Below are 25,857 nucleotides of genomic sequence, written 5' to 3' on the forward strand. Positions count from 1 at the left end.
GCTGCCAGCTAGTTTTTACTAGTCGCCCTCTTGCTGGGCCACCACGTCGGCGGCCGCGTCGATGACCGCGTTGATGTCATCGTCGGTGGACCACAGCGGCATATCGGCCCCGGCGGTGAGGGCTGCGGCCACGGCCTCCGGCACGCTGAAGTTCTCCGAGATGGAGGCCATCCCTCCCAGGTCATCGGTGTAAATCGTGCCCTCGAAACCCAGTTCCTCGCGGGCCAGCTGGTAAGCCCGCGGGTTGAGGGAGGCGGGCTCGTCCCCTAACCCAGGCACCACGAGGTGGCCCATCATGAGGGCCGCTTCCGGGGCTTGCGGGATTGCCGTGTGGAAAGGCACGAACTCGTGTCCGTACAGTTCTTCCAGCGGCGGGGTCACCGCCTCACCCAAGTGCGTGTCCCCGGAGGCGCGCCCGTGACCGGGGAAGTGTTTGAACACGGCCTTCACACCGGCGGCCTGCAGACCGCGGGCAAAGGCCGCGCCATACTCGCCGGCGGCCTGTGGGTCGGTGGAGAAGGCGCGGTCGCCGACGACCTCCAGGTCTCCCCCATCCACGTCGAGCACCGGGGCGAAGTCCACCGTCACGCCGTGGGCGCGTAGGCTCTGCCCAATCTCCGTGGCTAGGGCCTCGACCTCCTCCGGGCTGTGGCCCTCCGCCATGGCCCGCGGAGAGGGGTAGTCGCCCAAAATTTCGGAGAAGCGCTGTACGCGCCCGCCTTCGAAATCGATGGAGACTTCGAAGTCGCGGCCCATCTCCTCGCGCAAAGCGTTCACTCCCCGCGGGCCATCGCTGAGCAGCTCAGGGTCGGCCCAGCTGGGGATAAAGAGCCCGCCCACGCCGGCTTCGAGTTTCGCGCGGGCATCCTCGTAGTTCAGCGCCGGCGGCATGAGCTTGACGGCAGCGCGAGCGCGGACGCCCTCAAGCGCGGCATCGTGTTCTGCCGCGTCCCCCGACGCGGCGCTCGAGGCCGCGGCGCTGGTTTCGCTGGGCGGGGCGTCGGAAAGCACAGGCTCCTCACTACACGCGCTCAGCGCACAGGTAGCACTCAACAGGAGGGCGGGCATTGCTTTTCTCATGCCCACCAGTGTGCCTGAAGCACCCGCGCGGGAAACAAGCGGTTGTTAGGATGGTCACATGAATAACGGAGAGACCATGCTCATTGCCTATGACGGCTCCGACCGCGCCGACCGCGCCCTCGAGTACGCCGCGCGGCTCCTGCGCCCCACCGACGTAGAAATCCTCACCGCCTGGGAGCCATCCGCGCGCCAAGCCGCCCGCGCGGTCAGCCGCACCGGGCTGCACCAATCCACGGTCTCACCGGACAGCGTGGAGGATGACCCGGCCTACGAGGAGGCCCTCGCCATCTGCCACCGTGGTATTGCCAAGGCCGAGTCCCTCGGCCTGCGCGGCCATGCCCACCTGGTGGAATCGGTGACGACGATTCAGAGCGCGATTGTCGACGCCGCCCACGAACTCGACATCGATGTCATCGTCACCGGAACCCGCGCGCTCACGGGCTTCCGCTCGCTGTGGAACAACTCCACCGCGGAGTACATCGTGCGCAACGCAGGCCTGCCGGTCTTCATCGTTCCGCCGGAGAACGATGATGAGGACGACGCCGCCGCGGAGAGCCACTCCTAAAAGGCGGCATCGAACTGCTAGAATCTGGCGCCATGGCATTCGACAGCGATTCACTCAACAAGCGCACCCTGGGCCCGGCCCTGGGCAGCGCGGTCGTTGGCGTAGCGCTGGGGGTCGTGACCATCCTGGGCATCGCGCAGTTCTCGCAGGCAGATGCCGTTCCAAACGATAATTCCGTCAAGGCCTCCGACGCCGTGATGGGCGGGCCGGAGTACGGCTCCCGCGAGTAGCGTGCGCGCACGCATCGGGGGGCTTTTCTTTTTAGCCCTCGTGGTTCTGGTGCAGCCGTGGGGGCTGACCGCCGCCGATACCAAGCATGATCTGGTGGCCAACCCGGCTGGGTTTTTGGCCGGCGCCCTGCATGCTTATACCGATACTTTTACGCTGGGCCAGCTCCAGAACCAGGCCTATGGCTACCTCTTCCCGCAGGGCTTGTTCTTCTTGCTGGCGGATCCGCTTCCGGATTGGATAGCGCAGCGCGCCTGGTGGTTCTTGGTCCTGGCCGTGGGCTTTCTGGGCTTCTTCCGCGTGGTCCGCACAGTACTTCCCGCCGCGCCGGGCTATGCCGCACTGATGGGCAGCCTCCTCTATGCGCTCTCCCCGCGCACGCTGACCACGCTGGGTGCGATTTCCTCAGAAACCTGGCCGGTCATGCTGGCCCCCTGGGTGCTGCTTCCTTTCCTGCGGCCGGGCCGTCTGTGTTGGCGGGATGCCGCGCCCTCGGTGGTGGCGGTGGCCTGCATGGGCGCGGTCAACGCCACGGCCACGCTGGCTGCCTGCCTGCCGGCGGGTGTGATTCTGCTGTGGCGGCGCGCGGGCAAGACTGGCCTGGTGTGGTTGGCTGGGTGCGCTGCGGTATCCGCGTGGTGGATTACCCCGCTACTCATCTTGGGCCGCTATGCCCCGCCTTTTACGGAATTCATTGAGTCCGCCGGCGTGACCACGCGGTGGCTCAACCTGGCGGAAATCCTGCGTGGCACCACCAGTTGGGCGCCGTTTGTGGATACCGAGCGCGTTGCCGGCAACGAGCTGGCCACCGAGCCGGTCTTCGTGCTCGTCACCGTGTGCGTTGCCGCCTTAGGACTCATGGGCCTGGCCCGGCTGCCGCGCGAGTGGGGTTTCATGCTGCTGGTGGGCGTGGCCGTGCTCGGCACGCATGCTGCGTGGTACCTCGACGCGCTTGATGGCCCGCTGGCCGCGCTGCGCAACGTGCACAAGTTCGACCCGCTGGTGCGCATCCCGCTGGTACTCGGTGTGGCCGCGATTGCTGCCCGGGTGAGGTTGCCGCGGACGTTGTCCCCGGGGCGTCGTGAAGCAGCGGGCCTTTTAGTGTGCCTCGTGGTGATGGGTGCGACCGCCCCCGCGTGGGCGGGCAGGCTGCTGCCGAAGGGCGCGTACGAGGAGGTGCCCGGCTATTGGCAGGAGGCCGCTTCCTTCATGAACAGCCTAGATACGCGCGTGCTCATCTACCCACCGGCCTCCTTTGCGCGGCAGGACTGGGGCTGGACGCGCGATGAGCCGGCGCAGCCGCTTCTCGACGTCCCCTGGGCCGTCCGCGACGCCGTTCCCCTCATTCCGCCGGAAGCCATTCGTGGCCTGGACGGTGCGATGGCGCAGATTTCCCGCGACCCTGCCACCGCACCCGTGGTGTTGCAGCGCCTTGGCATCGGGGCCGTCGCGGTGCGCCACGACCTCATGTCTGGTTCTTCGGAGCACATCCCGGGCGAGGTCCACACCTTCGGGGAGGTCGACGTCGTCGTCTTCGATCCCGACCTCTCCATGAACCTAGCGCCTGCGGATCCGCCGCGCGTGGCGGGCGGTGGGGAATCGCTCGCGCTCCTCTCCGGACCTCACGAACTGGTCGCCTCCAACGCGGACATCGTCACCGATACGCCTGCGCTGCGTGACCGCAACTACGGCACGCTCTCTGGCCCGGTCTCCGCGCCGCTGGCCCCCGATGACCCCTCCACCGTGCGCAATCGACTGCGCGATTACCCCTCCGCCGGCCCGCTGACCCAGGTGGTGGAGCACGATGGCCGCGTCACAGCGTCCTCGTCTGCCGCAGATGCCTCGGCCTTCGGCGGGGCGAACCCGGCGCGTTCTCTTACCGCGGCCGTTGACGACGAGAACTCCACCGCATGGTGGCCAGCGCCTGGCGATTCCGGCTGGTTAGAGCTGCACTCCGATTCCACGTGGACCTCGCCCAAGCTGCGGCTGATGACCACCGGCACGACTGAGGTGACCATCCACAACGGCGACTCCAAGGTGACGGTCACCATGGAGGCCTACCGCGCCCGCGATATCCGCGTGCCCGGCGCGAAGGCCTCCACCATCCGCATCGAGCCGCAGCGCCGCACCGGAATTGCGGAGGCCTCCATCGTGGATCAGCCCACCCCGCGGCGCATCGTCACCGTGCCCGATGCCTCGCCCGATGCCGAGCAGTTCCTCTTCCAGCAGGACAGCGAGCACATCCTCATCCGCTCCTTTACTACCCCGCGCGACATGATGGTGCGGGTCTCCGGTGGGAAAACAGTGCTTATCGACGGCTCCCCCCACGCCCCCAACTCCACCCTCAACCTGCCCGCCGGTCAGCACCTCGTGCGCACCACGGGCGATTGGGCGGCCCTGACCGATACCGCGTCTTCCTTGCCCGCGCCCCTTCCCGCTTCCTCTGACCGCCCTTCAGCCGCAGCCGGCGCTACCCCATCGGCCGCATCGGGCGCTGACCACGGCTATACCCCGCTCGCTGCCGGTGAGACCATCGAGCCCGCCGACCACGACCGCCTCCTCATCACCGGCCGTGCCTTCAACGAAGGCCTGCGCGGCGAGCTGCGCTCCCCCAGCACAGCCGCGGTCTCGACGCCAGGTTCAGCACAAGATTCAGCGCCGGCCTCAACGCCGGCCTCCAGTTCGGAACCGCTGGCCCTCGAACCGCGCTCCATCGATGCCGACACGCAAGCCTTCCTCATTCCCGCCGGTGCCAGTGGCACCTTCCACATGTCTTTTGCTGCCGACCGCGCCTATCGCGTCGGCCTGGGCCTCGGCGGCGCGCTCGCCGCGCTGACCACCGCGCTGTGCCTGCTCCTCATGGCCCGCGGTCCGCGCCCTCACCCCGCTTCCCCCGCCTCGCCTTATGCTTCCGCCTCCGCTGCTTCCCAAACGCTCTCGCCCGCCCGTGTTGCCCACTCGTCTAGCTCGGCGCGTGTCCTTCTAGCCCTGCTCATCGCGGCAACGATGGCGCTCGTCGCGGGCCTGCCCGGTGTTGCCGCCGCTGCCGCGGCGTGGGCCATCACCCGCTGGACCACGTTGCGCTCCGACTACTTGGCGGGCGCGCTGACCCTGGCCGCGGGCGCGATGCTCGCCCGCGCACCCTGGCCCACGGACGGCTACGCCGGCGACTCGCTTCTGGTGCAGCTGCTCTGCGTCGCGGCTATCACGTGTGCCTGCCTCCCACCCCGCCGCACGCCCTAAGTACCCGGCCCCGCTGCACATAGCTTGTCCGCCCACTGATGCAACCTTCTGGGCCACTGGTTTCGACGTGGACCCGCTACACGTGGTGCTCCGCACAAGGCGCCTGTCAAAGGGCATCTCACAGAAGGCGCCCTGCAGAAGGCATCTTTAGGGCTAAAAACGCCATCTAGAAGGGGCAAATGGCGTTTTTAGGAGCAAAGACGCCTTTTTACTGATGCCTTTTACGAGATGCCTTCTGCGCAATCGGCGGCGACGCGCGGCAGAGAACGCGGGACGGCGATGCGGCCGCGGGCGAAGGAGCGGATGAGGTCGCGGCCGGGGACCTCGACAAGCGCGTAGGTCGCAGCAGAAAGCACACAGCTAACGACCACCGTGAAGACCAACACCACCGCGAAATCCCCGGCAGAGCCGGAGAAAGCAGACACGCCCAACAGCGGGAAGGCAATGGCCAGCACCGCTACGTGCCACATGAAAACACCATAAGACCAGCGGCCCAGCGCTCGCATCACCTCGGAAGAAAGCCAGCTTTCCCGCGGGGCCAGCGCCACCGGCACCACGATGCACGCCCCGCACACCGCCCCCGCCGCAATGCGCCGCGCAAACTCACCCGGTTCTGGATGCACCAAGCCCTGCGGGCCGAACCACTCGCGGCTGGCCAGCCACACGCAGCCCGCCGCCACCGCCCAACAGGCGGGACGCACAATCCGCCCAGCACGCAGGCGCACCTGCGCGGCCTCGGCCTCCGCGGCCAACATTCCCACCGCAAACCACGAGAAATACGCGGGCGGCCAAATCTGCGTATTGACATCGCCGGATTCATATCCGGCCACAAACGGCAGAAAACCCCAGAACAAACTCAGCACGCCAGCTCCAGCAATAAGTGCAACCCGCGGGCGCGCCGAGAGCTTATCCAACAACCACGCCAACAGCGGCAACACCGCGTAGAAGGCGAACTCCACGCACAGCGACCACAATTGCGTTAACCCGGGAACCAGGCCATCAGCAATATAGAGCTGCGTGCCAGTCAGGTTGGTGATGACCTGCGGGAGGGTTAAGGGGGAAGCGTCGGGAAGCAAGGCGAGGACTACCACCACACACACCACATACAGCGGTGCCAAGCGCGCCACGCGGGAGAGCACGTACTGCCCCGCCGTGTGCGCGTGCCGCCGGCGCCACAACAAGAAACCGCTGAGGACGAAGAAGACCGCCACCCCGTAATCCAGGCGCTCAGCCCAGGCCCAGCCGGTGGCCGTCTGAAAGGACACGTGCGTGACCACGACTGCCAATGCTGCCAGCGCACGCACGCCTTCGAGCTCAGGGAGAAAGCGCATGGCCCACTACGATACTATTTCTGCAGTAAATCCCTCGACCGATCGGAGCTGACGTGTTCCTTCGCTCCCGCCTAGCGCAGGTGACGATTGCCGCCGCGGTGTTCCTCATACTCGGGTCCATCCTTCCGCCGCTGTATAACAACCAGTCCCGCCCGCTGCCCAGGGACCTCAACCTAGAGATCCACGCGGAGCACGATGGAGCCACGTTTACCCGCCACACCACCACCGCCCCCGCGAAGAAGGATTCCGTGGCCCGCGCGCAGTCCACCGTGGACCTCACCTTCAACGGCGAGACCATCGCGCACATCACCGAGGAATCCCAGCTCAACCGCGAATCCACCTACCCGGTGGCGGGGCCGAACACGACGCAGCACATCGAGCTGCCCGCCTTCGACGTACAGGTGGAAGACCGGGTGGAGCGCGATGGCATCAGCTACTTCTTCCCCGCTGGCGCGGAGCAGCGCTCCTATCCTTTCTTCGATCCGCTGACCCAGGACACGGAGCCCATCGATTTCCTGCGCGATGAGAAGCTCGACGGCATCCCCACCTACGTCTTCCACCAGGATGTCGCGCCAGTCTCGCTCGGGGAGGTCTTCGCCTTCGAAGCCCGCCGCTCCGGCCCCGCGGGCGATTTTTACTCCGCGGAATCCCTGGAGCGCTACAACCTCAAGCCGAAATCACACGTCATCCTCGAGCCTTTCTACGCCGTGAGCCGCACGGTGTGGGTGGAGCCCACGACCGGCACCATCGTCAACGAGGAGGAGCACCCGCGCATCTTCTGGGCTACGGACGCACGCCAGGCCCAGGCGATGGTCGATGCCGATGACACGCACGAGCGTGCGCTTCTCGACGTCCCCCTCTCCTGGTCCGATTCCACCCGCACCGAACGCCTCGACTCGGTTCGCCGGGTCATCGACACAGTCAAAATCTTGAGCCTCGTCGGCTGGCTGGGCAAGGCCATCGGCGTGGCGTTGTTGGCGGTGGCGGCCGCGATGTTCATGCGCCGCCATGCAGCGCAGAGCGCGTAGGCGCCCGTGATTACGTCCCGAGCATCCCTTGCGGTGCGCGCCGCCCTCTGCGCCTGGGGCGTGGCGCTCGTGCTCGCGGTGTGTTGGCCCTTCGTGCTGCCCGGCGAGTTCCTGTGGCGCGACATGGTGCTGCTTGACCGCCCAGCCCTGAGCGCTGCCGCCTTCGGCGCCGGTGACCTTCCCGCCCGCAATGCACCGCAGGACGGGGTGCTTGCCTTATTCGGCGGGGCGTGGCTGGCCAGGGTCTTCATCCTTGCTGCTGCGAGTGCCTCGGCGTGGGTGGCGGGCCGGTGGGCGCGCGAGTCCAGCCCGTGGGCGGCGGCCGCTGCGATGGCGTGCGCGGTGGCCAATCCTTTCGTCATCGAGCGCCTCCTGCAGGGCCAGTGGTCGCTGGCAGTCGCCGCCTGGTTAGCGCCCGTGATCGCGTGGGGTTGTTTAAGCTACCACCCGCGCGTGGCGTGGCTGGCGCTGTGGGCCGCGTCCTTGACGCCCACCGGCGGGCTCTTCGGGGGACTCATCGCGGTTGTCTGTGAGCGCGAAAGGCGGTGGCTCTTCGCGGGCGGCTCAGTTTTGCTGTGGTTGCCGTGGCTAGTTCCAAGCCTCGTGGCCGGTTCGCCTACCACCCACGGCGACCCCGCCGCCCAAGCCGCGGCCTTTGCCCCGCGCGCGGAGGCCTACGTGGGTGCGGTCGGCTCGCTGCTCGGCTTCGGCGGCATCTGGAATGCCGCGGCGGTGCCGGCCTCTCGCGAGCAGGGCTTCGCCCTGGCGGGACTTGCCGTCGCCGCCCTCGCTGTCCTGGGCGCTGCCCGCCTTCCCCGGCGCGAGCTGCGCCCGCTCGCGGCCCTGGCGGTTCTCGGCATGGGCCTGGCCATCCTCGGCGCACTCGCCCCAGGTCTCACCGCCTTCGCCGTGGAGCACGTCCCCGGTGCGGGCCTACTGCGCGATTCCTCCAAGCTCACCTTGCTCGCCCTGCCGCTGGCCGTGGCGGGTATCGCATCCCTGCGCCAACTTCCTGCCGCACTCGCGCTGTGCGCCTGCCTGCTCCAGGCTCCCGATGCACCGCGGGAGCTCGCCGTGTTACTCCCACGCGAAACGGGCATCGACCGCCAGCTCGTCGAAGACCTTGACGGCCGCCTGACCTTCTTCGCCGACCGCTCAGCCATGGTGCCGCTTGACGGCGGCATTGCCCTCGACCCCTATTCCAAGGCCGCCAACAAGCTCGACTCCGGCGAGCTCACCGTCGACGGCATAAACGTGGATCAGCCTGCGCCGCGCTACCTGGCGGCCACCGAAGCCTGGAACACGCGCGACCTCGCCCGGTTGGAGGAGCTCGGTGTGGGCGCGGTCGTCGAGGACGGCCGCATCGTCGCCACCACCAACGCGCAACCGGCACCCGCCCCGTGGGGGCTTAGCGCCGCCTGGTGCGTACTTCCGCTTCTAGCAGCTCTTCGAAGCGCGCACCGGTTTTCTCCCAGGAAAAAGTAGCCGCCAACTCACGGGCCGCGTTGCCTAAACGGTGACGGAGGGAGGGGTCGTCGACAAGCATGCGCACCGCCTGCGTGAACTCCTCCTCGCGCTGCACCAGCACACCGGTCTTGCCGTCGATAACGCTATCTTGCAGGCCAAATGTATAACCCACGGTGGGAACCCCATGTTGGGCCGCCTCCATGACTGCCAACCCCCAGCCTTCTTTTCGAGACGGCATGAGATGCACATCGGCTCGCGCGAGCAGCGCATGCTTATAGTCCTCCGTCACCTGACCACGGAAGCGCACGCGGTCTTCCACCCCGTGGGCGCGCGCATACTCGCGCAGGTGGGATTCCCACCAGCCGGAACCGATGACGTCGAGAAGCGCGCCCGGAATCCGCGCCACGGTGTCCATCGCGTGCTCAATCTGCTTGTGCGGCACCAGGCGCGACAGCGTCACCAGGTGGATATCGGCCTCGCGCTCCAAGGTGGGCACGTGCTCCGGCAGGGGGTCCACGCCGTTCTCAATGATGTGCGCGCCGTGAATCCCCAGCTTCTCCAGGTCGCGCTTCGAAGCCTCCGAGACCGTCACCCACGTGTTCTCGCGATACAGCGCGGGCACCACGCGAGATTCCAGGAACCACCCCAGCCGCGACAGAACGGGGCCGGCCACCGGCCACTGCTCGCGGTGACAGTGATGCGTCAGGATCACTACGGGCGCGCGGGTAGCCAGGCGCGCGAAGAAGGGAATGCCGTTGTGGGTATCCACCACGACATCAGCGCCGCGCAAAGCGCGGCGCCCCAATAAAATCGACAACAGCGCACGCGGATACACGCTGAACTTGGCCCCGGCGCGCGAATAGAGCACGCCGTTACGGCGCTCGCGCTTCGCGGCGTTCATGTGGCGCGCGGTGCGGAAGACCACCTCGTGGCCCTGAGCAGCGAGGTATTCCCCGACGCGCTCGAGGTAGCGCTCGGAGCCGCCACCTTGCGGGTGGGTGGAATCGCGCCAGCACAAAAGAAGGATTTTCATGACGATGCTTTAGCCTAGTGGGTTATGAAACGCACCCGTGCCTTGGCCACCCTGCGCCGCTCCTGGCGACTGCTGCGCTCCTTCCGCTTTGAGCAGACAGCGCCCGCGGTCTTTTATGGCGGTCTGGCTGAGGACACCGCCGCGCTTGTCGACGCCCTCTCCCGCGACCATTCCCTCTCCCTCACCGGCGCGCGCGTGCTCGACGTCGGGGGCGGGCCCGGCTATTTCGCTTCGGCCTTTGCCCAGCGCGGGGCCAGCTATGTCGGGCTGGAGCCGGACGTGGGCGAGATGGCCGCCGCCGGCATCGAGGTGGCCCAAGCCGTGCGCGGCGACGGCACTAGCTTGCCCTTCGCAGATGACACCTTCGACATCACGTATTCCTCCAACGTGGCCGAGCACATCCCCAACCCGTGGGACATGGGTGAGGAGATGCTGCGCGTAACCAAGCCCGGCGGGTTGGTGATCTTGAGCTACACGGTGTGGCTGGGGCCCTTCGGCGGGCACGAGACCGGCCTGTGGGAGCACTACGTGGGCGGCGAGTTCGCCCGCGACCGCTACGCCCGCATCCACGGCCACCCGCCGAAAAACGTCTTCGGCACCTCACTCTTTGCGCTCTCCGCCCGCGAGGGCTTGGACTGGGCGCGCAGCGTGGCTCCGCCTAGTCCACAGGGCGCAGAATTCCTCGCGGCCTTTCCGCGCTACCACCCTGCCTGGGCCTGGTGGGTGCTCAAGGTGCCGGTGCTGCGCGAGTTCCTCACCTCCAACCTGGTCTTCGTCCTGCGCGCTTAAGCCCCTAAAACGACGAAAGCTCCCCCGCAGGGGAGCATCCGTTTAACCGCGATGATTAGGAGGCAGACTCAACGCGCTCCTTGAGCGCGGTGAACTGATCCCACACCTCAGACGGAACGCGGGAGCCCAGGAAGGTCAGGTACTCCTTGTTGTCTTCCATGTCGCCAGCCCAATCGGCCGGGTTCACGGCAAGCGCCTCGCGGACGTCCTCGATGTCGAAGTCCAAGCCGGTGAGGTCGATATCCTCTGGGCGGGCGGTGTGGCCCACGACGGTCTCAACGGCGTCGACGTTGCCCTCGATGCGGTCCACGATCCACTTAAGAACGCGGGAGTTCTCGCCGAAGCCCGGCCACAGGAAGCGGCGGTCCTCACCGCGGCGGAACCAGTTCACCAGGAAGATGGCCGGCATACGGTCGCCGCCCTTTTCACCCATATCCACCCAGTGCTGCAGGTAGTCACCGGCGTTGTAGCCCATGAACGGCAGCATGGCCATCGGGTCGTGGCGCAGGGCGCCGACCTTGCCCTCAGCGGCAGCGGTCTGACCGGAGGAGAGCAGGGCGCCAATCATGGTGCCGTGGTTCCAGTCGAAGGCCTGGGTCACCAGCGGGACGGTATCGGCGCGGCGGCCGCCGAAGAGGATGGCGTCAATCTTGACGCCCTTCCAGTCATCAAACTCCGGTGCAGCGGACGGGCACTGCGTAATCGGCACGCAGTAGCGGGAGTTCGGGTGCGCCGCCTTGGTGGTGGAAGCCGGGGTCCAATCGTTGCCGTGCCAGTCGATGAGGTGCTCCGGGGCCTCGCCCATTTCCTCCCACCAGACATCGCCGTCGTCGGTCAGCGCGACGTTGGTGAACAGGGTGTTGCCCGGCTCCATCGTCTTCATGGCAATCGGGTTGGAATCGTAGTTGGTGCCCGGTGCCACGCCGAAGAAGCCGTTCTCCGGGTTGACGGCGTACAGGCCGTCCTCGCGCAGCTTCATCCACGCGATGTCATCGCCCACGACCTCTGCCGACCAGCCCGGAATCGTCGGGGTAATCATGGCCAGGTTGGTCTTACCGCAGGCGGACGGGAAGGCGGCCGCGATGTGGTACTTCTTGCCCTCCGGGTTGGTGAGCTTCAGGATGAGCATGTGCTCTGCCATCCAGCCCTCTTCCTTCGCCATGACGGAAGCGATGCGCAGCGCGTAGCACTTCTTGGCCAGGATGGCGTTTCCGCCGTAGCCGGAACCGTAGGACCAAATCTCCTTGGTCTCCGGGAACTGCGTGATGTACTTCTTGTCGTTGCACGGCCAGGCGACGTCCTCCTGGCCCGGCTCCAGCGGGGCACCCACGGAGTGCAGGGCGTAGACAAAGTCGCCGTTGTCCCCGATCTTGTCCAGGGCCTGCTGGCCCATGCGGGTCATAATGCGCATGGAGAGCACAACATAAGCCGAGTCGGTGAGCTGCACGCCGAGCTTCGGGTCCGGATCACTAATCGGGCCCATGCAGAACGGCACGACGTACATGGTGCGGCCCTTCATGGAGCCGCGGAAGGCCTCGGTCATCTCTTCCTTCATGGCTGCCGGCGGGGCCCAGTTATTGGTCGGGCCAGCGTCCTCAGCAGTCTCGGTGCAGATGAAGGTGCGGGACTCCACGCGGGCAACATCCGAAGGATTCGAGCGAGCCAGGTAGGAGTTCGGGCGCTTCTCCTCGTTGAGCTTAATCAGGGTGCCCTTTTCCACTAGCTCGGCGGCGAGGCGGTCAGCCTCCTCCTGGGAGCCGTCTACGAAGACGACCTCTTCCGGCTGGAAGAGCTCGACGCTCTCACTGATCCACGAAATAAGCTTCTCGTTCTTCGTGGGCAGTTCACCTACAAGGCCCTTAATAGTTGCGGTCATCTCACATTCTCCTGTGGTCGGTGTGGCCAGGGTGCTTTATTTCGCCGAAGGTTCCAACGACGTTTCACCAACCAGAGTACGGACACTGGTGATAACAGAATGTGTAATGCCCGCCACCCCGGTTATATCCACCCAGTTCATATCGACTATGTCGAGGACAGCGGAGTGTGAAATGTGGCACCCACCGGCCTCAATCGCCCCCATACGGGGGTTCTGTTTCTGTGGATCGCTCATCCCGTACGCCCGTCCTATTACCCCCACCGCGACCTGTGTGGCCTCCACCGAGGTGCCCCTCCACCCTCCACGGCGCGGCACGTTGCCCCTCACCCCTGCTTAAGGGAACAATGTCAACTGATGAATAGCGCAGACTCTTCCCAAAATCCCGCCGCGCAGATGCCTCACGGCCGCGGCCTCCAGACGGATTTCAACGCCGAGTTCAACAATGATTTGGACTACCCACGCCTCGGCAACGTGACCTTCCGTCGCGGCACCCTCACCGACAACCAGAACGCCCTCTTCGAGGAGCACTGGCCTAGGTTGGGGCGCCTGCTTGCCGACGAACCCCTCGACATCCCCGCCTGGTTCGGCCGCGAGGGGGCGAAGACCATCGTCGAGATCGGCTCCGGCACCGGTACCTCAACCGCAGCCATGGCGCCACTCGAGCAGGACACCAATATCATCGCCGTCGAGCTCTACAAGCCGGGCCTGGCCAAGCTGCTGGGCTCCATCATCCGCAACGACATTGAGAACATCCGCATGGTCCGCGGCGATGGCATCGAGGTTCTCATGCGCATGTTCGCGCCCGAGTCCCTCGACGGTATCCGCATCTTCTTCCCGGATCCGTGGCCCAAGGCCCGCCACCACAAGCGCCGCATCATCCAATCCGGCACGCTCAACCTCTTTGCTTCCCGCCTGAAACCCGGCGGCGTGCTCCACGTGGCCACCGACCACGCCGGCTACGCCGAATGGATTAATGAGCTCGTCGAGGTCGAGCCTTCCCTCGACTACAAGGGCTGGCCCTGGCCGGAGTGCCCCATCCTCACCGACCGTCAGGTCATCACCAAGTTTGAGGGCAAAGGCCTGGATAAGGAACACGTCATCACCGAGTACCTGTGGGAGAAGAAGTAATGGCCGGAACCTACCTTCTGGTGTGGGACGCACCCAACATGGACATGGGGCTCGGCGCCATCCTCGGGGGGCGCCCCACCGCCGCCTACCGCCCGCGTTTCGACGCCATCGGCCGCTGGCTGGTGGACCTGGCCTTCGATAACGACGCCACCCCTGAGGCCGCCGTTTTCACCAACGTCAGCCCCGGCGGCGCCGACGTCATCCGCCCCTGGGTCGAGGCTATCCGCAACGTCGGCTTCGCCGTGTTTGCCAAGCCAAAGCTCCACGAGGACGATGATGTCGACCCCGACATGGTCGAATACATCAAGGCCAACCGCGAGAACCTCTCCGGTGTCATCGTGGCTTCTGCCGACGGCCAGAACTTCCAGCACCTGCTTGAGCAGCTCTCCGCTTCCGGCCTGCCCACCTGCGTGCTTGGATTCCACGAGCACACCTCCTGGGCGCTGACCCATCCCGATATCGAGTTCGTCGACCTCGAAGACATCGAGGGTGTCTTCCGCGAACCGCTGCCGCGCGTGAACCTGGACAACCTGCCTCCAGGCGGCGCCTGGCTGCAGCCTTTCCGCCCGCTGTCCGCGCTGCTGCCGGACCGCGCGCCCGAGCACAATTAGGAGCCGCATGTTTTATTCTTGGGGCCGCTTCTCCTATGCCCACCGCAAGGTCATCCCGCTCATCATCGTGGGTCTCATCCTCGGCCTCTTCTTCGGCTTCGGCACCCGCCTGGGTGACCGGATGAGCCAGGAGGGCTGGGAGGATCCCTCGGCGGCGTCGACAAGCGCGGCGCAGATCGAGCTCGAGACTTTCGGCCGGGACAATTCCGGCGACGTCATCCTGCTTTTCGATGACCCCGATGCCCACGCCACCGAAGCCAAGGCCTTCCTGGATGAGCTCAAGGCGCAGCACCCGGAGCAGATCGACTCCGTGACCAGCTACTTTGATAAGCGCAACCCGAACCTCATCACGCAGGATCACTCCACGGCCTTCGCCGCCATCGGGCTGAAAGGCGACGGCGAACAGACCCTCAAGGACTTCCGCGCCATCGAGGATTCGTTGCACGCTGCCGACGTCCCTGTGCAGGTAGCGGGTGCCACCGCCGTGGCCGACGCACTGGATGAAGGCATGTCCAAAGACATCTCCCGCGCGGAGAAAGCCGCCCTGCCGCTCGTCGGACTGCTGCTCCTCGTAGTCTTCGGCTCCGTCGTCGCGGCCTTCATGCCGCTCGTCGTGGGTGGCCTGTCGATCCTGGGCTCTCTGGGGATCCTCTCGATCCTCGCCGGCTTCCAGCAGGTCAACGTGTTTGCGCAGGCCGTCGTCACGCTGCTGGGCTTGGGCCTGGCCATCGACTACGGCCTGTTCATGGTTTCGCGCTTCCGCGAGGAGCTGGACAAGGGCCGCGATACCAAGGAGGCCGTGGCGATTACCACCGCCACCGCCGGCCAGACCGTGGTCTTTTCCGCCGCGATGGTGGCCGTGTCCCTCTCCGGGCTCTTCCTCTTCCCGCAGGCCTTCCTCAAGTCCGTTGCCTACGGCTCCATCTCCGCCGTCGGCCTCGCCGCACTCCTGTCGGTCATGGTGCTGCCGTCGTTGTTTGGCATGCTGGGTCACAATATCGATAAGTGGACTGTGCGAAAGACCTCGCGGCGCGGGCGCCGCATCGAGGACACGTGGTGGTACCGGATGCCACGCTGGGCCATGGGCCGCGCGGGTCTAATGACCACCGCCATCTGCGCCCTGCTCATCGCGCTGGCCCTGCCGGTGCTGGGCGTGAAATTCGGCGGTATCAACGAGACCTACCTGCCGCCCAACCAAGACGCGCGCGTGGCGCAGGATCAGTTCAACGAGCAGTTCCCCTCCTTCCGCACCGAGCCGGTCAAGCTGGTGGTGAAGAACGCGACGAATGAGCAGCTTGTCGACGTCGTCATGCAAGCCCGCTCCATCCAAGGCCTTACCGAGCCAATGGGCCCGAAGACCGCGACCGTCGACGGCACCACCGTCCTCGGCGCCGGTATCCAGGACCGCGAGGACTACGCACGAATCGTCCACGAGCTCGAGAACATTGAGGCACCCGACGGCGTGGAGCTTTATGTCGGCGGCACCCCGGCCATGGAAGTCGAGTCCCTCGACGCGCTCTTCGACACGCTACCCTGGATGGCCCTCTACGTGGTGCTGGCCACCTTCATCCTCATGGCGCTGGTCTTCGGCAGCTTCATCCTGCCGCTCAAGGCCATCATCATGACGCTGCTCTCGCTGGGTGCAACGCTGGGCATCTTGACGCTCATGTTCGTCGATGGCCTCGGCTCCGGCCTGCTCAACTTCACCGCTGGTCCGCTCATGAGCCCGATTCTGGTGCTCATCATCGCCATCGTCTTTGGCCTGTCCACGGACTACGAGGTCTTCCTAGTCTCGCGCATGGTAGAAGCCCGCCGCCGGGGCGCTTCCACGGACGAGGCCATCGCGGCGGGTACCGCGCACACCGGCGGCATCATCACGGCGGCCGCGCTCATCATGATTGTGGTCGCGGGAGCCTTTGGCTTCTCCGACATCGTGATGATGAAATACATCGCCTTCGGCATGATTTTTGCACTGCTTATCGACGCCACCATCGTCCGCATGCTCCTCGTCCCCGCCGTCATGCACCTGCTGCGCGAGGACAACTGGTGGGCCCCGCGCTTCCTCACACGCCTGACCCACCGCCTCGGCGGCGAGAACTCCCCAGCTGCCGAGCCGGTGCCCACCGCCCCAGTACTGAACAACGAAGAGGCCGCACCGGCTGCGCAGGACGACGCGCCCCACTCCCCTGTGACTACGGCTGAGCAGGTCGAGGAGGCGTCGGCAAGCGATGCTCCTGTACGCGGGGACCGCAGCGCCGACACCGACACCGAGCTCATCCCCTTCTCCGAGCTGGTCAAGCGCCTTAAGTCCACGGATGGTCGATGAAAAAGAACTGGCTGACCTGGATAATCTCCCTGCTGATTCTGGCCGCGCTGGCGTGGTTCTTCCGCGACCAGCTGGACTTCATCTCCGAGGGGCTGCACCGCCTGCGCCACGCTGAGCCTTTCCCCGTGGTGCTGGTGGTGTTCTTCGCGCTGCTCTCCATCGCGGGCATGGCGGAAGTGATGAAGCGGCTCATCGGCGCGGGCGGCGTCAAGGTGCCGTTGCGCGAGACCTACGCCATTACGCTGGCCTCCAATGCCTGGTCCACGACCTTGCCGGCGGGCCCTGCCTTTTCGGCCTTGCTCACCTTCCAGGTGCAGCGCCGCTGGGGTGCGTCGGTGGCGCTGTGCAGCTACTTCCTGTTTTTGTCCTCGATTATTAGCTCGATGTTCCTCGCGCTCATTGGGCTCGTCGGGGTGTTTTTCCTCAACGCGGATATGGCGCTGGGGTCGCTCATCACCACGGTTGTCCTCATGCTCGCGGCGCTCGGCGGCATTTTCTGGCTGACCTCGCACCCGGTGACCCTTGAACGCTGGCTGCGCAAGCTGCGGCCCGGCCCGAAGCGGGACCGCGCGATCCAGGAGGTCCGCAACCTGGGCGAGGTCCACCTTTCGCGTGGCCCCTTTGCTGTGGTTGCCGGGGCGTCGCTGGTTCACCGCCTGGCCGATATGGGCGCACTGTGGGCATCCGTGTGGGCGGTGACCGGGGAGATTCCGTGGCTGCGCGCCGGCGCCGATGACACCACCCTGGCCGGTGTGGCCCTGGCCTTCCTCGCGGCGAAGCTGGCTGGCTCCGCGCAGGTCACCCCGGGTGGCGTGGGTACGGTGGAGGCCGCGCTCATCACCCCGCTGGTGGCCACGGGCCTGACCGTGGTGCACGCCACCTCCGCGGCCATCATCTACCGGCTTATTTCCTTTGCGCTCATCACTATCATTGGATGGGTCATCTACTTCGCCCACTACGCCCGCGATGGCTTCTCTTACGCGGCGTTGAACCGGAAGGAATCCTAAATGCGCGTTGCCCCGCTTATCGACGTCCTCGCTCTCGCCCTCTTCGCCATCTGCGCCCGCCTGGCGCACGGTGGTCTGAGCTTTAGCTCGTGGGTTGATGCCTTCTGGCCGTGGACCGTGGGCGCACTCGTGGGCTGGGTCATCATCATGGCGTCGAAGCTGAGCGGCCTGTGGAAAGAGGGCGTCGTCGTGTGGCTGAGCGCCATCATTGGCGGCATGGCCCTGTGGATGCTGGTCAACGGCCGCCTGCCACACTGGTCCTTCCTCATCGTGGCCACCGTAATGTCGGCGCTGTTCTTCTTTGGCTGGCGAGCCATCGCGGCCTTTGCTTCCCGCTCCCGCACCTAGAGCTTCCGTGAGCTGGGAGTTTAGCGTTCCGGTTGCGGGATAGTTAGGGGCGGTTTAGTGTGTGAGGCATGAAGTTGGGGGACTTACTCGGGGTACTCGCTCGCGGCATGCACGTCGTCTCCTTGTGCGCAGGGCACACGCACGAGGACATGCTGGCGCTGGGCGCGACGCCGCGCGTGGCGCGGCAGCTCGAGGGACTCCACCGCGTGTATTTTGGCCAGACTGCTTTCAGCGCCAAGCAGCGCCGCGCGCGGGAAACGAACCATGCGCTGGATACGCTGTTGCAGATTGAACGACACGTCGCGCGAGTCAAGAACTCGCGCCAAGCATGGGACCTGCGAGTGGAATTGTGTGCGACCCCAGAAGACGAGATTTCGCGTGTGGCGAAGCGCAGGCTCGCGGAGCTCACACCCGAGCCCACTCCTGGCGTCCGCGTGCGACGCGGTACGGGCGGCATGCACAAGCTCATCATCACGGATCGCCCGCGCGCGATTGCCAATCTGGTAGGCACGCTCAAAGCCACATCAGAAGACCTGCTCAAGGCAGTCCACGAGGTCTTTTCCGGCAGCGGCGCGCCAAAGCCGGCGTTGCATGCGCACGTCATTGTGCGCCTCGACCAGCTGGACAAGATTGTGCGTGGCGAGGGCGATGACATCCTTCTGCAGGCAACCGACGGCGGCACGATGACGGGCGCGGAGTTCCTCCGCACCACGTTTTCTGAGCGTGGCTTCGTCTCCCTCTTCCACCCGGTCGAGGGGCCGGTCAATGTGTATTACGGCAGCCGCTTCGCCAACGATAAGCAACGAATCCTGCTCAGCGCAGAGCATCCGACGTGCGCTTGGCTCGGCTGCACAAGACCTGCCGCGGAATGCCAGATGCACCACATCAGAAGGTGGCAGGATGGCGGGCCGACGAACCTCGACAACCTCGTGCCGTTATGCAAGTATCACAACGCCATCAATGACGATGACCCCGCCCGCCCCACGTACCGCGGGCGCATCGACCGCATCGAAGGCCGCATGGCGTGGCTGCCTCCCGACGGTGGACCGCCAGTCCCCATCCCCAGCCCGGTCTGGGAGTAAAAAGCCCCTCCGCAAGGAGGGGCTAGAAGCGCTGACTTACTTCGAGCTCAGCGCGGAAACGTCTACGCCGGCCTGGTTGAGCAGCATAATGACGAGGTTGATGATGTCACCGCTGAGGTCAAGAACGCTAGAGAGCATTGGGTTTCTCCTTTGATTGAATTCCTAGTCTTTAGGCTTATCGGATAAAACAGGCGCACATGTTACGCCGAGACACAAAATTCAGCGCGATCCGCAGGCCTCTTCGCCCGCCGCCGGGTTTAAACGACGCTAGAGCGGGGAGATGGTGTGCTTCTTAGGCAGGTCCTTCTCCTGCTTATCGGCAAGTTGGCGCAGCGCGCGGCGCAGTGCCAAGCGCGACTCGGAGGGCTTAATCATCCCATCGAGGTAGCCGCGCTCCGCGGCGACATAAGGCGCGGTCATGGTCTCGTCGTAGAAGTCCATGAACATCTTCTTCGTCATAGCGCGCTGTTCCGGGGTCTCGGCGGCCTCGAGCTGCTTGCCCGCAATCATGACCACGGCGGCGGCCGAGCCCATCACTGCAATCTGGGCCGTCGGCCACGCCAGGTTGATGTCACCCGTCAGGTTCTTCGACCCCATCACGGCATAGGCACCACCATAAGCCTTGCGCACAATCAGCGAGACCTTCGGCACGGTAGCCTCCACCACCGCAAACGCGAACTTCGCGCCGCGGTGAATCAAGCCCGCCTTCTCCTGGTCCACGCCCGGCAGGTAACCCGGCGTATCCACCACGAAGACCAGCGGGATGTTGTAGGCATCGCAAATACGGATAAAGCGCGCGCCCTTATCGGCGGCATCCGCATCGATACAGCCCGCCGAGTGCATCGGGTTATTGGCCACAAAACCCACGGCCTTGCCATCAATGCGCCCAAAGGCGGTAATGACGTTGGGGGCGTAGTTTTCCTGAATTTCGATGAGATCGTCATCGTCGCCAAGCTGCGTGAGCAGGTCCATCATGTCGTAGCCGGCGTTCGTATCATCCGGCATGAAGGAATCCAGCTCGGTGTCCTGGGCTACCTCCTCATCAGAAGGCGCATCGAAGACCGGGGATTCGTCGAAGCAGGTCAGAGGCAAATGATCCAGCAAGTCACGAACTAGGTCGAAGGCCTCATCCTCCGAGGGCACCACGACGGACACGTTGCCGTTGAGCTCCTGCTGGCGGGCCGAGCCCAAATCGTGGGAAGAAATCTCCTCGCCCGTGACCTCCTTGATCACGTTCGGGCCCGTCACGTACATCTCCGCCTCACCATCGACGGCGATGATGAAGTCCGTGGTCACCGGCGCATACACCGCGCCACCGGCGGACTTGCCCATCATGATGGAAATCTGCGGGCTGCGACCACTAAGCGGCAGCTGGCGGCGGGCAATCTCCGAGTACATGGCCAGCGACGTCACCGCGTCCTGAATACGCGCACCGCCGGAATCCTGGATGCCGATGACCGGGCAGCCAATCTTGATGGCCAAATCCATGATGTCGGTGACCTTCTTGCCAAAGGTCACGCCCACGGAACCGCCGTAGACAGTCTTATCGTGCGCGTAGATGCACACCGGGCGGCCGTTGATGCGGCCGTGACCGGTGACCACGCCGTCGGAGTAAATCGCATCCGGGTCGCCGGGGGTCTTGCCCAGGGCGCCGGTTTCGACGAAAGAGCCTTCGTCGAGAAGCGCGGCGATGCGTTGGCGCGGAGTCGAACGCCCAGCTTCGTCGCGGCGTGCCCGGGAGCGCTCGCTGCCGGGGTCCTGGGCACGCTCGAGGCGCTCGCGTAGGTCCGCTAGCTTGTCAGCGGTGCTAGTCACTTCCGAATCTTCTCCTCGATCCATTCCTCCATGTGCTTGCCCACGATACCGATTGCGGGCTCGTCGGGAACCGCCAGGTGGTCGCCCGGCAGCTGCACAATCTCCAGATCCTTCACGATAACGCCCCAGCCGCCGTCCGGGTTAATCTCCGCATACGCCGGCTCGAGTTCGATGGCGCCGTCGTGCATGCGCTCGGAGCGGAACAGGATGACGGGCACGCTTACCGACGCCCACCTTCCCATATCCAGCGAGCCCAAAATCTGGTTGTCCACGAAGGATGCGCGCTGGTGCTCCAGCACGCCGGCGGACAGGCCGTGCTCGGAGGCATCGGTGGAGCTGAGGAATTCGGCGAGCATGGCCATGAGTGCGTCTTCGCCGACGGTCTCCAGCATTTCGTAGGGCGGCTCGAAGTCGAGACCGTAGGTCTTCTTGGCAAAGGCGGCGTAGCGACCCCAGCGGGCCTTGGTTTCCTCCAGCGTCTTCGGTGCCGGGTGGGCCGGTTGGGTGGTATCCAGCAGCGCGATGAAGGCAACCTCAGCAGTATCCTCGCCGCGAGCTTGACGTTCCTGCAGCTGGTAGGCCACCTCATAGGCCAGCGCGCCGCCGAAGGACCAGCCGCCGAGCACGACCTTGCGCCCGCGCGCGTAGTGCAGGATGTCCTCGATATAGGCGGCAGCGCGATCCTCCAGGCTGCCCTCGATGCGCTCCACGCCGTAGACCGCAACATCCGCCGGCAGGCGGCGAGTCAGCGGCTGGTACACCACGGTCGTGCCGCCGGCTGGGTGGAACATGAAGACGGCGGGGCCATCGGCCTCGCGCAGGACGCGGATGTTGCCCTCGACCTCAGTCTCCAGGCCCTCGCGGACCAGATCCGCGAGGTTCTCCAGCGCTTCGGCCTCGTGGACCTGCTGTGCGGTGACCTCGATACCGGCGCGCTCGGTGAGGCGCTCGGCAATCTTTTCCGCCACCTCATCGCTGACCTGGGGCAGCGCGGAGGTCACGCCGGCCGCGGCCTTACCCGTGAAAGTGGCCCAGGTGCCGAAGACCATGCGCTCGGAGGCATCGCGCGGTGCGACGCCCACGCCTTCGCCGCCCTTCTCGCTCACCGCGGAGGCGTCTGGGGTGGTGTCGTCGCTCTCGGTGAGCGCGGAGGGTGCGTCGGCGGCCGCGTCGGCGCTTGCGGTTGCGGCATCGGGCTGCTCGGACACGGCTTCCTCGACCATGGTGATGACGTCGGCGAGGGAGGCGTCGCGAAGCGCCTGCACCTGCAGCGGCGGAATCTGGAAGTCATTCTCCACCCGGTTCTTGATGCGCATGCCCATGAGCGAATCCAGGCCCAGATCAATGAGCGGCAGCTCGCGCGGGAGATCGGAGACGTCGTAGCCCATGGACTCCGACACGATGAGCGCCAAGCGCTCCTCCACGCTCTCCTTCTCCGGGTCCCAGCGCACGGCGTCGACGCCCACGTCGGGGTCAGCAAACTGCGGCGCGGTCACGGCCTGCGGCAGGCTCGGCTCCGCCGTCGGGGTGGGTTCTGCAAGGTTGAGGGTCGAGGCAAAACCTTCCGCGATGAGCTTGGTAGTCGCTCCATCCACGTAGTGCACCGCCACAGACAGCCCGCCCAACGTGCGGCGAACAATCGTGGTGACCTCGCCCTTCGCGGGCAGATCCAGGTGCTCCTCGCTCGCAGCGATGTGCGCGCCCGGGGTGACGGCCTCGGCGGCGGCCTCCAGGATGGCCAGCGCGCTCGGCGCCTGGTCAGCGTTCGTGGAGAACGCCACCGCGCCCTCCGGCAGCGTCACGCGCGCGCCCGGCAGGCCGGACACGCCCGACGAGGGACGAGCGTTGGTCCAGAAACGCTGGCGGCGGAAGCGGGTATGCGGGGCGGCGACAAGCGCGCCCGAGCCAAAGACCTTAGTGTAGTTCACCGGAGTTCCCGCGACGTAGAGCTTGCCCAGCAGATCCAACAGCGACTCGGTGGGATCCACCTTGCGCTTCAGGCTATAGAGCAGCTGCGCATCCGCCTTGCCCGCAGCAAAGGCCGTGGACATCAGGCCCATGAGCGCAATCGGGTTCGGGGAAATCTCAACGATCTGCATGTGGCCCGCCGCAAAGGCTGCCTCCGCTGCGTCCTGCAGGTAGACGGGCTTGCGGGTCATGCGGATCCAGTAGTCCTCATCGTGCAGCACCGTACCGGGGCGGTAGACCTTGCCGCGGTCCACGGAGGAGAAGAGCGTCGTGTGTAGCGGACGGGTCTCGATGCCAGCGATCTCCGCATAGAGCTCACCGAGGAGCGGGTCGACGGCGGAGGTGTGGCCCGCGCCCTTGACGTTGAGCGCGCGGGCGAACTTGCCCTCGCCTTCGAGGCGCTCCACCAGCGCGAGGACCTCTTCGCGCGGACCACCGACGGTGGTCATGCCGGGGCCGGTGTACACGGCAGGTTCGATGGAACCAGGAAGGGCGTCAATCTCCTCGGCGGAGAGCTCGACGACGGCCATGGCGCCCTGCTGATCGTCGGGAAGCGAGGCCTCGCCCTCCCCCATCAGGCGTGCGCGGTGGCAGGCGATGAGCATGGCGTCGGCCGCCGTGATGCCGCCCGCAGCATAGGCCGCGCCGATCTCACCCATGGACATGCCGATAACGCCGGCAGGGCGCACGCCGAAGGTGGCGAGCAGATCCGTCAGCGCTATCTGGATGGCGGTGATGGCCACCTGCGCGGTTTCGGTGTTGTAGGTCTGGGCGTCGTCGTGCACCAGCTCCAGGATGGACCAGCCGGATTCGCGCTGCACGATGGCGTCGAGCTCCTCCAGGCGCTCCTTGAACAGCGGCGAGATCTCAATCATGTCCTTGGCCATCTTGCGGTGCTGGGAGCCAAAGCCGGAGTACATGAAGACGGGGCCGTGGACGGAGGGAGAATCCGCCGCGGCGATGCCCACGGAGACGGTTCCCTCGGCGACCTGTCGCAGGCGCTTGACAGCTTCCTCGCTGGACGACGCCACCACTACCGCACGCGAGCGCCCATGGTTGCGGCGCGCAAGGGTACGGGCCAGGGAAAGCAGGTTCGGGTTCTCTGCCTCGATATAGTCCGCCAAGTCGGAAGCCGCTGCGGCGCGGCGGGAGGGCAGCAGGCCGGAGACCGGCAGGGCCACTGGCTGCCCCTCGCCGATGGCGACCTGCGGGGCGTCCTGGTGGGTCAGCCCGCGGTAGTCGGTCAACACCACGTGGGCATTGGTGCCGCCGAAGCCGAAGCCGGAGACACCCGCGACCTTCTGGCCGGAATATTCGGGCCATTCGCGCGGATCCTCGACCACTTCGAGGTGCTCGGCGTCGAAATCGATATAGCGGTTGGGGCCCGCGTAGTTGATATTCGGCGGGATGACGCCGTGGCGCATTCCTTCGATGACCTTGATGAGGCCCACCACGCCGGCGGCGGACTCGGAGTGGCCGATGTTGGTCTTGGCAGAACCCAGCAGGGTCGGGTTCGCGGCCTGGCGGCCCGGGCCCAACACGCGGCCGAGCGCGGTGGCCTCGATGGGGTCACCGAGGATGGTGCCGGTGCCGTGGGCCTCGACGTAGTCCACGTCCTGCGGGCGGATGCCGGCGTCGGCATAGGCGCGCTCGAGGACGTCGACCTGCGCCTCCGGGTTGGGGGCGGTCAGGCCGTTGGAGTGGCCGTCGGAGTTGACCGCGGTGCCCTTGATGACGGCATGGATGGTGTCGCCATCGCGCTCGGCGTCCTCGAGGCGCTTGAGCACGAGCACGCCCGCGGCATCCGCGCGGACGATGCCATCGGCATCATCGGAAAAGGCGTGGATGGCGCTGGTGGGAGAGGTGACACCCAGCTCACTAAAGGCGATGGAGGCGTGGGGTGAAGCCAGGATGTTCACGCCGCCGGCGAGTGCCGTATCAGCCGCACCCACGCGCAGGTCCTTGACCGCCTGGTTGACCGCCACGAGGGAGGCGGAGCACGCGGTGTCCACGTTGATGGAAGGGCCGCGCAGATCGAAGGCGTAGGACAGACGGTTGGCAATAATCGCCGAGGACGTACCCGTCATGGCATAGGGATGCATCTCAGCCGGATCGGCGGTAATGAGCATGCCGTAGTCATTGTTGGTGGAGCCCATGTAGACACCGGTGGCCGTGCCGCGCAGCTGGTTGGCGGGTACGCCGGCGTCCTCGAGGGCCTCCCACGAGACCTCCATGAGGATGCGCTGCTGCGGGTCCATGTTGGCCGCCTCCAGCGGGGAGAGACCAAAGAACTCGGGGTCGAAGGAAGCGATGTCCTCGATATAGCCACCGTCGGTGTTCTGCTGCTCAATCTTCTCGCTGGTAATGGGATCGGAAGAGTATTCCGACCAGCGTCCGACAGGCAGCGGGCCGGTGCCAGCGCGGCCTTCGACGAGCATGGTCCAGAACTCATCAACGTTCTTAGCGCCCGGGAAGCGGCCAGCGTAACCGATGACGGCGATGTCACCGCCCGCGATGGTGGCCGGGCGTGGCGACGCCTCTTTCGGTGCGCTCTCCCCTGCAGCGGCTGCACCGTTGACCAGGCGCTCAGCCAGCTGCGCGATGGTGGGGTACTCGTAGGCCACGGTGGGCTCGAGCTTAATGCCGAGGAGGTTTTCTAATTCGCCGGAAAGAACCACTGCGTCACGCGAGGACAGCCCAAAATTCTCGAGCGGTTTGGTGTCCGTGATTTCCTCTGCCGACAGGCCGGTGGTCTGCGCAACCCAGGTGCGCAACCAGCCACGAAGCTCTTCAACGGTCATAAATCTCTAGCTTTCTTACGCGGACTAAAAAAATCTAACTCTGCATTCGATTTTGCGCAGCACGAAAACGCGCACGTCGAAGCGTACATAGGGGTTATCGACCAATTATCTCACTTTGTTAACTTGGGTTT

Annotated in this window: 18 protein-coding genes; 12 read left to right on the forward strand and 6 right to left on the reverse strand. The window is 65.7% G+C overall.

The annotated features are described in order from the left end of the window. Positions 1–18 precede the first annotated feature (18 nt). Positions 19–1,080, reverse strand: a complete 1,062-nt coding sequence (locus HMPREF2967_RS07490) for a glycoside hydrolase family 3 N-terminal domain-containing protein (RefSeq protein ID WP_070685857.1) — start codon at positions 1,078–1,080, stop codon at positions 19–21. A 58-nt stretch (positions 1,081–1,138) separates the two neighbouring features. On the opposite strand from HMPREF2967_RS07490, the gene HMPREF2967_RS07495 reads away from it, so the two are divergent. Genes HMPREF2967_RS07495 through HMPREF2967_RS07505 form a run of 3 tightly spaced genes read left to right on the forward strand, consistent with a single transcriptional unit; the run spans position 1,139 to position 5,116 of the window. Further along, positions 1,139–1,645, forward strand: a complete 507-nt coding sequence (locus HMPREF2967_RS07495; protein WP_070685859.1) for a universal stress protein — start codon at positions 1,139–1,141, stop codon at positions 1,643–1,645. A gap of 32 nt (positions 1,646–1,677) precedes the next feature. Further along, positions 1,678–1,875 (forward strand): DUF2613 domain-containing protein, encoded by a 198-nt coding sequence (locus HMPREF2967_RS07500; protein WP_010188604.1) that lies wholly within the window; start codon positions 1,678–1,680, stop codon positions 1,873–1,875. 1 nt (position 1,876) lies between these two features. Continuing rightward, complete coding sequence (locus HMPREF2967_RS07505; RefSeq protein WP_070685861.1) at positions 1,877–5,116, forward strand: alpha-(1->3)-arabinofuranosyltransferase domain-containing protein; 3,240 nt, start codon at positions 1,877–1,879, stop codon at positions 5,114–5,116. A 221-nt stretch (positions 5,117–5,337) separates the two neighbouring features. Here the strand turns inward: HMPREF2967_RS07505 and HMPREF2967_RS07510 are convergent, their stop codons facing one another. Continuing rightward, on the reverse strand, positions 5,338–6,447 hold the full coding sequence (locus HMPREF2967_RS07510) for an acyltransferase family protein (protein WP_070685863.1): 1,110 nt from the start codon (positions 6,445–6,447) through the stop codon (positions 5,338–5,340). A 53-nt stretch (positions 6,448–6,500) separates the two neighbouring features. On the opposite strand from HMPREF2967_RS07510, the gene HMPREF2967_RS07515 reads away from it, so the two are divergent. Further along, a complete protein-coding gene (locus HMPREF2967_RS07515) occupies positions 6,501–7,475 on the forward strand; it encodes a PorA family protein (RefSeq protein ID WP_070685865.1) in 975 nt (324 codons plus the stop codon). 6 nt (positions 7,476–7,481) lie between these two features. Then, positions 7,482–8,960, forward strand: coding sequence for an MmpA family trehalose lipid delivery protein (locus HMPREF2967_RS07520; protein WP_232770731.1), 1,479 nt, complete (start codon positions 7,482–7,484; stop codon positions 8,958–8,960). Here the strand turns inward: HMPREF2967_RS07520 and HMPREF2967_RS07525 are convergent. Then, complete coding sequence (locus tag HMPREF2967_RS07525; RefSeq protein WP_070685869.1) at positions 8,884–9,975, reverse strand: glycosyltransferase family 4 protein; 1,092 nt, start codon at positions 9,973–9,975, stop codon at positions 8,884–8,886. The genes HMPREF2967_RS07520 and HMPREF2967_RS07525 overlap by 77 nt on opposite strands. Positions 9,976–9,999: 24 nt before the next feature. Here HMPREF2967_RS07525 and HMPREF2967_RS07530 point away from each other — a divergent pair, with 24 nt between their 5' ends. Next, positions 10,000–10,764 carry a class I SAM-dependent methyltransferase gene (locus tag HMPREF2967_RS07530; RefSeq protein ID WP_070563389.1) on the forward strand — a complete coding sequence of 255 codons (765 nt, stop codon included), beginning with the start codon at positions 10,000–10,002 and terminating at the stop codon, positions 10,762–10,764. Between the two features lie 55 nt (positions 10,765–10,819). On the opposite strand, the gene HMPREF2967_RS07535 is transcribed toward HMPREF2967_RS07530, so the two are convergent. Continuing rightward, on the reverse strand, positions 10,820–12,640 hold the full coding sequence (locus HMPREF2967_RS07535; protein ID WP_070685871.1) for a phosphoenolpyruvate carboxykinase (GTP): 1,821 nt from the start codon (positions 12,638–12,640) through the stop codon (positions 10,820–10,822). A 354-nt stretch (positions 12,641–12,994) separates the two neighbouring features. On the opposite strand from HMPREF2967_RS07535, the gene trmB reads away from it, so the two are divergent. The 6 genes from trmB (at position 12,995) to HMPREF2967_RS07570 (ending at position 19,142) form a co-directional block, all read left to right on the forward strand. Continuing rightward, the gene (trmB, locus tag HMPREF2967_RS07545; protein WP_070523772.1) at positions 12,995–13,768 is read left to right on the forward strand and encodes a tRNA (guanosine(46)-N7)-methyltransferase TrmB; all 774 of its coding nucleotides are present in this window, start codon (positions 12,995–12,997) and stop codon (positions 13,766–13,768) included. Next, on the forward strand, positions 13,768–14,379 hold the full coding sequence (locus HMPREF2967_RS07550) for an NYN domain-containing protein (RefSeq protein WP_070523775.1): 612 nt from the start codon (positions 13,768–13,770) through the stop codon (positions 14,377–14,379). Before trmB ends, HMPREF2967_RS07550 begins: the two co-directional genes overlap by 1 nt. Before the next feature lie 7 nt (positions 14,380–14,386). Then, on the forward strand, positions 14,387–16,705 hold the full coding sequence (locus HMPREF2967_RS07555; protein WP_070685875.1) for an MMPL family transporter: 2,319 nt from the start codon (positions 14,387–14,389) through the stop codon (positions 16,703–16,705). After that, positions 16,702–17,712, forward strand: a complete 1,011-nt coding sequence (locus HMPREF2967_RS07560; protein WP_070563398.1) for a lysylphosphatidylglycerol synthase transmembrane domain-containing protein — start codon at positions 16,702–16,704, stop codon at positions 17,710–17,712. Before HMPREF2967_RS07555 ends, HMPREF2967_RS07560 begins: the two co-directional genes overlap by 4 nt. Then, positions 17,713–18,060, forward strand: coding sequence for a DUF3054 domain-containing protein (locus HMPREF2967_RS07565; protein WP_070685877.1), 348 nt, complete (start codon positions 17,713–17,715; stop codon positions 18,058–18,060). Between the two features lie 68 nt (positions 18,061–18,128). Continuing rightward, positions 18,129–19,142: an HNH endonuclease signature motif containing protein gene (locus HMPREF2967_RS07570; protein ID WP_070685879.1), complete on the forward strand. Its 1,014-nt coding sequence runs from the start codon at positions 18,129–18,131 to the stop codon at positions 19,140–19,142. Positions 19,143–19,409: 267 nt separating this feature from the next. Here HMPREF2967_RS07570 and HMPREF2967_RS07575 read toward each other — a convergent pair whose 3' ends face one another. Both HMPREF2967_RS07575 and HMPREF2967_RS07580 read right to left on the reverse strand, forming a co-directional pair. Beyond that, positions 19,410–20,957: an acyl-CoA carboxylase subunit beta gene (locus HMPREF2967_RS07575; RefSeq protein ID WP_284847604.1), complete on the reverse strand. Its 1,548-nt coding sequence runs from the start codon at positions 20,955–20,957 to the stop codon at positions 19,410–19,412. Beyond that, positions 20,954–25,726, reverse strand: coding sequence for a type I polyketide synthase (locus tag HMPREF2967_RS07580; protein ID WP_070685881.1), 4,773 nt, complete (start codon positions 25,724–25,726; stop codon positions 20,954–20,956). The genes HMPREF2967_RS07575 and HMPREF2967_RS07580 overlap by 4 nt, the downstream gene beginning before the upstream one ends. Positions 25,727–25,857: the final 131 nt, after the last annotated feature.

It is taken from the genome of Corynebacterium sp. HMSC059E07, from assembly GCF_001814395.1.
Lineage (GTDB): Bacteria > Actinomycetota > Actinomycetes > Mycobacteriales > Mycobacteriaceae > Corynebacterium > Corynebacterium hesseae.

Bases quoted from the DNA above. Each gene is read 5' to 3' on its own strand.
- HMPREF2967_RS07500 (WP_010188604.1), top strand. From the start codon at position 1,678: ATGGCATTCGACAGCGATTCACTCAACAAGCGCACCCTGGGCCCGGCC.
- HMPREF2967_RS07580 (WP_070685881.1), bottom strand. From the start codon at position 25,726: ATGACCGTTGAAGAGCTTCGTGGCTGGTTGCGCACCTGGGTTGCGCAG.
- HMPREF2967_RS07555 (WP_070685875.1), top strand. From the start codon at position 14,387: ATGTTTTATTCTTGGGGCCGCTTCTCCTATGCCCACCGCAAGGTCATC.
- HMPREF2967_RS07535 (WP_070685871.1), bottom strand. From the start codon at position 12,640: ATGACCGCAACTATTAAGGGCCTTGTAGGTGAACTGCCCACGAAGAAC.
- HMPREF2967_RS07565 (WP_070685877.1), top strand. From the start codon at position 17,713: ATGCGCGTTGCCCCGCTTATCGACGTCCTCGCTCTCGCCCTCTTCGCC.
- HMPREF2967_RS07510 (WP_070685863.1), bottom strand. From the start codon at position 6,447: ATGCGCTTTCTCCCTGAGCTCGAAGGCGTGCGTGCGCTGGCAGCATTG.
- HMPREF2967_RS07570 (WP_070685879.1), top strand. From the start codon at position 18,129: ATGAAGTTGGGGGACTTACTCGGGGTACTCGCTCGCGGCATGCACGTC.
- trmB (WP_070523772.1), top strand. From the start codon at position 12,995: ATGAATAGCGCAGACTCTTCCCAAAATCCCGCCGCGCAGATGCCTCAC.
- HMPREF2967_RS07490 (WP_070685857.1), bottom strand. From the start codon at position 1,080: ATGAGAAAAGCAATGCCCGCCCTCCTGTTGAGTGCTACCTGTGCGCTG.
- HMPREF2967_RS07525 (WP_070685869.1), bottom strand. From the start codon at position 9,975: ATGAAAATCCTTCTTTTGTGCTGGCGCGATTCCACCCACCCGCAAGGT.
- HMPREF2967_RS07530 (WP_070563389.1), top strand. From the start codon at position 10,000: ATGAAACGCACCCGTGCCTTGGCCACCCTGCGCCGCTCCTGGCGACTG.
- HMPREF2967_RS07550 (WP_070523775.1), top strand. From the start codon at position 13,768: ATGGCCGGAACCTACCTTCTGGTGTGGGACGCACCCAACATGGACATG.
- HMPREF2967_RS07495 (WP_070685859.1), top strand. From the start codon at position 1,139: ATGAATAACGGAGAGACCATGCTCATTGCCTATGACGGCTCCGACCGC.
- HMPREF2967_RS07560 (WP_070563398.1), top strand. From the start codon at position 16,702: ATGAAAAAGAACTGGCTGACCTGGATAATCTCCCTGCTGATTCTGGCC.